Origin of the sequence: Clostridium sp. (assembly GCF_032552055.1) — a bacterium.
GTDB lineage: Bacteria > Bacillota > Clostridia > Clostridiales > Clostridiaceae > Clostridium.
In genome coordinates this window covers 25,390-32,281 of sequence record NZ_JAWGSV010000008.1, presented here as the reverse complement: position 1 = coordinate 32,281, position 6,892 = coordinate 25,390, and the positions used below count along the sequence as shown (strand labels likewise).

6 protein-coding genes and 1 pseudogene are annotated in these 6,892 nt (G+C 30.0%); all 7 read right to left on the bottom strand.

What is annotated here, in order from left to right; all coding sequences use genetic code 11:
• Positions 1–360 (bottom strand): annotated as a pseudogene (locus E6248_RS01405) (ATP-binding protein); the annotation flags it as partial.
• A gap of 196 nt (positions 361–556) precedes the next feature.
• Positions 557–1,894, bottom strand: a complete 1,338-nt coding sequence (locus tag E6248_RS01400; protein WP_316339065.1) for a YvcK family protein — start codon at positions 1,892–1,894, stop codon at positions 557–559.
• Complete coding sequence (gene rapZ, locus E6248_RS01395; protein ID WP_316339064.1) at positions 1,891–2,775, bottom strand: RNase adapter RapZ; 885 nt, start codon at positions 2,773–2,775, stop codon at positions 1,891–1,893. Before rapZ ends, E6248_RS01400 begins: the two co-directional genes overlap by 4 nt.
• 116 nt (positions 2,776–2,891) lie before the next feature.
• Positions 2,892–3,992 carry a histidinol-phosphate transaminase gene (hisC, locus tag E6248_RS01390; protein ID WP_316339063.1) on the bottom strand — a complete coding sequence of 367 codons (1,101 nt, stop codon included), beginning with the start codon at positions 3,990–3,992 and terminating at the stop codon, positions 2,892–2,894.
• 143 nt (positions 3,993–4,135) lie between these two features.
• Positions 4,136–4,927 carry a TIGR00266 family protein gene (locus E6248_RS01385; RefSeq protein ID WP_316339062.1) on the bottom strand — a complete coding sequence of 264 codons (792 nt, stop codon included), beginning with the start codon at positions 4,925–4,927 and terminating at the stop codon, positions 4,136–4,138.
• 26 nt (positions 4,928–4,953) lie between these two features.
• A complete protein-coding gene (locus E6248_RS01380) occupies positions 4,954–5,436 on the bottom strand; it encodes an LURP-one-related family protein (protein WP_316339061.1) in 483 nt (160 codons plus the stop codon).
• A 435-nt stretch (positions 5,437–5,871) separates the two neighbouring features.
• Entirely contained in the window at positions 5,872–6,792 is a 921-nt protein-coding gene (murB, locus tag E6248_RS01375) for a UDP-N-acetylmuramate dehydrogenase (RefSeq protein ID WP_316339060.1), read from the bottom strand.
• Between the last annotated feature and the right edge of the window lie 100 nt (positions 6,793–6,892).

The window sequence follows — 6,892 nt, the reverse complement described above, 5'->3', positions numbered from 1 at the left end:
GCTTAACCCATATAGTAATAAATGAATATATCTTAGTTCTTTAGTAAGACCTGTTATAAAATATAAAATGGTAACCATAGAATTCTGAAGAACAAAAGTAACTACTACACAAAGAATCATTTCTGTCAAAGTTAAATTCTTATCCTTTTTATCTATATACGCTATTGCCATTATTTCTAAAACTAATAAAACTACATAGACAAATAAAGTGTTTAATTCACTAAAACTATAAAATAAATAGCTACATATAGCAACAACTATACAATACTTCAGTAAGTTTTTCTTTTTTCCGTCATTAAATAGACCATTGTAAAGTATAACATTTAGCATCATCTCAATAAAAATCATTAAAACAACCATACGATAAATCCCCTTTGCCTCAACACCATGTTTTTAAATTTTTCTTAATATACTATATTTTAACAAAATATTTAATATTCTTCTATATTTCTTATAACCATTGCCGAATTTCAACAAATAATTACCAATAAAAACAAAAAGAAGACTGTCGAAAAATAGAAAATATTCCATTTTTCCACAATCTTCTTGTTTGAACTTACTTACTTTTTTTGTCTCTTTCTTTTATTTTTTGAGAAACATACATATATTCAATAATTTTCTTCCTATCATATAAAAGTTTCTTTTCCATTATAGTATCTACTAAAACTTCAGCTAAATATTCTGAATCATGCTTTACATAACCTTTTTCAATCTTAGCTAAAGAAGCTTCTATAACTTCGACTCCTAGACTTTTAAGTTCCTTACTATCTAAATCAACTAGTTGAGATCCATCTTTTAAATACTTTTCTTTAACATCTGCAGGTATATCTCCCCTATTTGCTATTACATAGTTTACTATACCTCTACCACCATACTTCTTTAAAACCTTTATATGGTCTGAAGCTTTAAAACCATGTGTTTCTCCAGGTTGAGTCATAATATTAGAAATATAAATCTTTATAGCATCACTTTTTCTAATATAATCAGAAATATCCTTAACTAAAAGATTAGGTATTACACTAGTATAAAGACTACCCGGTCCTAGAACTATTGCATCAGCTTCTTCTATAGCTTTTAGTGCATCCTTTAATGGCTTCGCATCCTTAGGTTCTATCATAAGCTGTTTTATTCTTGAGTTTTGCTTTATTGCTTCCTCTGGTATCTGGGATTCCCCTTCAACGATACTACCATTTTCAAGCCTTGCTACAAGCTTCATATCTTCTAAAGTTACTGGTACAACCTTCCCAGTAACTGCTAGTACAGAACTCATTTTTTGAACTGCATCCTCAAAGTTATCGCTTACTCCATCCATTGCTGCTAAGAATAAGTTACCAAAGCTCTGGTTTTTCAGCCTCCCATCAGGAAATCTATATTGAAGTAGCTCTTCCATTAGAGGCTCTGTATCTGCCAATGCTAATATACAGTTTCTTATATCTCCTGGTGGCAACATTCCTAGGTCCTCTCTTAAGTCCCCAGACCCACCACCATCGTCAGCAACTGTTACTATTGCAGTGATATTAGAAGTATAGTACTTTAACCCTCTAAGCATAGTGGAAAGACCTGTGCCTCCACCAATAACCACTATCTTAGGTCCTTTTACTAATAATCTTTTTTCATATATTAAGTTTTCCATCTTTCTACTATCAATTGATAATTGAATATATCCCTTGTTATTTAGGGCAATTATAGACTTCATACTTTCAACAACTGAAATATATATAACAAGTACTCCTGTTATATTTAAGAATATATAAAATATCTTATAGTAAACATCATAAACTCTTCTTACAGCAAGCTCTGTGAATCCAAAAGCAATTAATAATATTCCAAATATCCCAAAGAATAACCACCGCTTTATTTTAACACCTGGCCTCAACCAGTCTTTAATTCTCATAGTTTCTTAGCTCCTTGGTGTACATCCTCCCTAATATCTCTATGTTCTACAGAGACACTATAATTTCTCTTAGCTAATGTTTCATATAATGAGTTTGCTATTGCAACTGATCTATGCCTTCCACCTGTACATCCAACAGATACAATTAATTGCCTTTTTCCTTCTTTCTTATAATAAGGAATTAAAAATTCTAATAAATCATCCGTTTTTGTTATAAACCCCTTAGTTTCTTCTTGGGCTAAAACATAATCTCTTACTGGTTCATCATTTCCAGAGAAAGGCTTAAGTTTAGGTATGTAAAAAGGATTTGGTATAAATCTTACATCAAAAACTAAATCTGCATCTACCGGAATTCCATATTTAAACCCAAAGCTTAAAACAGTTATTGAAAGATCCTTTTCAGGCTGCTGTGCATTCCCATAATTTTTATTCATTTCTTCTCTTAAGTCTTTAATAGCATACTTAGAAGTATCTATTATTATATCTGCTCTATCTTTAACTTCTCTTAGCTTCTTTCTTTCCTCATTTATACCTGTAATTATTCTACTCCCAGGTGCTAAAGGGTGGCTTCTTCTACTTTCCTTAAATCTCTTAACTAGAACTTCATCTGAAGCATCTAAGAATAATATTTCATATTTGAACTCTTGAGCCTTTAAATAGTTAAGACTTTCAAATAGATCGTCAAAGAAAATTCCACCTCTAATATCAATAACAAGTGCGACTTTATCTATTTTTCCTTGACTTTGAACACAAGCCTCAGCAAATTTCGGTATTAGTTTTGGAGGAAGGTTATCTACACAAAAATATCCCATATCTTCTAGACTTCTTGTTGCTTCTGTTTTACCTGCTCCTGATAATCCTGTTACTATTATAAATCTCACCAAAATTACCTCCCTTAACTTTTAATTTTATATTTAAATTATATCATAATAACATTACTAATTTAATAAATTTCAATATTTAAAAAGGAGAAAAGCCTTAACTTTCCTCCACTAAATTATTTATCTCTATTTTCAATAGCCTTTTTTAATAAATCACAAAACTCTATATTTTGTTCTTTAGTCCCAAGGCTTACCCTTATCCATCCTGGCATATCTAATAAGTAACCTGGTCTTATTATATAACCATTTCTTAATAAATATTCATGTATTGACTTATCATCTCCATTTACATTTACCATAATGAAATTAGCCTCTGAATGTATATATTCAAGTCCCGTTTCTTTAAATGCATTATATAATACTTCTCTTTCCCTAGCATTATACTCTTTAACAGCACTTATAAACTCTTCATCTTCTATAGCTACTAAAGCCGCTCTTTGAGCAAATAAGTTAACATCAAAAGAGTTTATAACCCTATTTATATAATCAACTATTTCCTCTTTAGCTATTCCATATCCAAATCTTAAAGAAGCTAATCCATAAGCCTTTGATAATGTCTTTAATATTATCATATTAGGATACTCCTTTAATAATTCTAAAGAGTTAGGAAAATCATTTGAAGTTACATACTCTCCATAAGCTTCATCCATAACTATAATTACATCTTTAGGAATTTTTCCAACTACCTTATCAAATTCTGTTTTAGTAAATATACCACCTGTAGGATTGTTTGGGTTACAAAACCAAATAACTTTTGTTTTATCTGTAATAGCTGAAACCATAGCTTCTATATCTAACCCATTATCTTTTAGTGGTATTTTAACAGGGGTTGCTCCCATTAGTATTGTATTGCTTTCATATCTTGGGAAGGTGATTTCAGCCATTATGCTTTCATCGCCTTTATCTAAAAAAACTTCACATATTACATTAATTAAAGAATCCGATCCTGCCCCACAGAAAATCATATCCCTTGTTACATTAAGCTTCTTACTTAACGCTTCCTTAAAATCATATGAAGATGCATCTGGATACATATTCATTTCACTAACTAATTCTACTATAAGCTTCTTAACCTTATCTGAGGTTCCCAATGGATTCTCATTAGATGCAAGCTTTACAACTCTATCTATTCCATATTCCCTCTTCACTTCTGATATCGGCTTTCCTGCCACATACTTACTAAGCTTTTTAATTTCTTCTCTAACTTTATACTCCATCCTACACCGAACTAAAGTTCAATTAACAATTAATAATTACTCATTCTTAATTCTTCATTGAGCGCCAGCTCTTCCCCCTTTTGTTATTTATTGTAATATACTTTTCTTTCAATTATATATAAATCAGAGAAAAGTTTCCACCCCTACCTTTCAAATATATTTCCAAAAGATCCTAGTACACTTCCTTGATCAACTGATTTCCCCATATTTTGAGGTGCTGATGCATATACTCTAGATGCAAGTTTACTAAATGGTAAACTTTGAATCCAAACTTCTCCAGGTCCAGTTAATGTTGCAAAGAATAATCCTTCTCCACCAAAAACTGCATTTTTTATTCCACCTACAAATTGTATATCATAGTTAACATTTTGAGTCATTGCAACTAAACAACCTGTATCTATTTTTAAAATTTCTCCTGGCATTAAAGTTCTCTTTACTATAGTTCCACCTGCATGAATAAATGCTAATCCATCTCCTTCAAGCTTTTGTAGTATAAATCCCTCTCCACCAAAGAATCCTGTACCTAACTTTTTAGCAAAGGCTATTCCAATACTGACTCCTTTAGCACAACATAAAAAAGAATCTTTTTGGCAAATTAATCTTCCACCATAAGATCTTAAATCCATAGGCAATATCTTACCTGGGTAAGGTGCTGCAAAAGCAACTTTTTGTTTTGTCATTCCAGTATTGGTGAAGGCAGTCATAAATAAGCTTTCACCAGTGATCACTCTTTTGGCAGCACTTCCAAGCTTACCAAAGAACCCCCCACTTTGAGATTTTTCACTACCATCTCCAAAGATAGCATCCATGGTTATATAATTATCCATCATCATCATTGCTCCTGATTCTGCTACCGCCGTTTCTCTTGGATCTAATTCAATCTCCACAAACTGCATTTCATTCCCCTTAATTTCATAATCTACTTCATGTGCCATTCTATAAACTCCTCCTAATTTTATTATTAATTGTTGTTATGGAATCTTACCATATCAATCATAATAAGTAATCCAATAAAAAATGTTGTATAAGTTTCATCTAATACCTCTAGAAAATATCTGTCTCTTCCAAAAGTAAATTCTTTATCTATTCTTCCTACTACTGTTCCTGCAATTTTTATCTCATAATGCCTTCCCCAAACACTAGCACTTTCCATTACCATATCTCCATATATTCCTGATATATTATATTCAGGAATCATAATACTTTTATCTATAACAGCTATTTCATGCATATTTTCATCATATGCAATATATTTATGAGCTCCTATTCTAAACTTTTGTTTTAAATATAATATTTTCCTATTGTTTGAATCATATAAGCTTATATTTTTACCTATATCAAACTTATCTCCTTCAGCAATAAAAACCCTATTGTCATTTTCATCATAAATATCAAACTTGGCTCCCAAAGCTATTAATCTTTCTTTAACATAAAATTTTCTCATATACATTACCCCCAAAGCATTTATTATTAACTTTAAATATAGTATATTATACCACTTAATAATTGTCAATGATTTGTTAATTTTTTAATTTTACTTATTCATATCTTATGCAAATATAATTAAAGTAAATCTAACTTTATACTTATAAATTCAATTTAATACTCAAATATCAAATATGAATTTATTTCTTTGTAGTTCTAATATAAATAATAGAAGATTCCATATATAAAATAAAAATACTCTATATTTAAGTAACTTCTCTTACTTAAATATAGAGTATTTTTAAAACCAAATATCATCTAGCTTTTTCCTTTAGATTTACTAGGTATATATATTATAAAATATATTAGCTTCCAAATAGTATAAGTTGCTGAACTTAAAGCTATCTACTGTATAGAAACTTATACTATGGGAAGCTTTATTTATAATCCATTTTTACTTTTTATCTTCACCAATTATTCTAACTTCTGGGTGAAGCTCAACATCAAATTTATCTTTAACTTCATTTTGAATATGTGCTATTAAATCTAATATATCTTTAGCAGTTGCATTGCTTTTATTAATAACAAAACCTGAATGTTTTTCTGAAACAGCCGCTCCACCTATTCCATATCCTTTTAATCCAGCATCTTGAATTAATTTACCAGCGTAATAACCTACTGGTCTTTTAAAAGTACTTCCTGCTGAAGGATATTCTAAAGGTTGTTTTGATTCTCTCTTATTAGTTAAATCATCAACAATTTCCTTTATCTTTCTAACTTCACCATGCTTTAATTTAAACCTAGCTGATAAAACAATATAGTTTTTCTTCATTACTACTGAAGATCTATAACCTAACTCTAACTCGTCCTTTGATAAAACCTTAATTTCACCATTGTTATCTATAACTTCAGCACTCTCTATTACATGAGCGATTTCTCCATCATAGGCTCCAGCATTCATAAACACAGCTCCACCTATAGTTCCAGGTATACCACATGCAAATTCAAAACCTGTCAAAGAATTATTTAAAGCTTCATTAGATACATCTTTCAGCATAGCTCCACATTCAGCTTCAATTACTTCACCTTGAACTGTAATGTTTTTTACTTCATTAAATTTTATTACTACACCTTTAATTCCGCCATCTCTCACTAAAAGGTTTGACCCATTTCCTACTACAAAGTAAGGTATGTTGTTGTTCTTACATATTTCTATAGTCTTTACAACTTGATCTTTATTTTCAGGAATTAATAGAATATCAGCAGGGCCACCAACTCTGAAATGAACATAATTTTTCATTTCTGCATCTACAATAACATTTTCGCTTTTATAAAACTCTTTAAATAAGCCTTCAAATTTCTTATATTGATTCATACCTAACTCCTTATAAATAACCAGTAATACTTACATAGTATAAATTAAAATTTATTAATTAACAACCCATTAAAGCCATATTTGTATATTATAATTAATT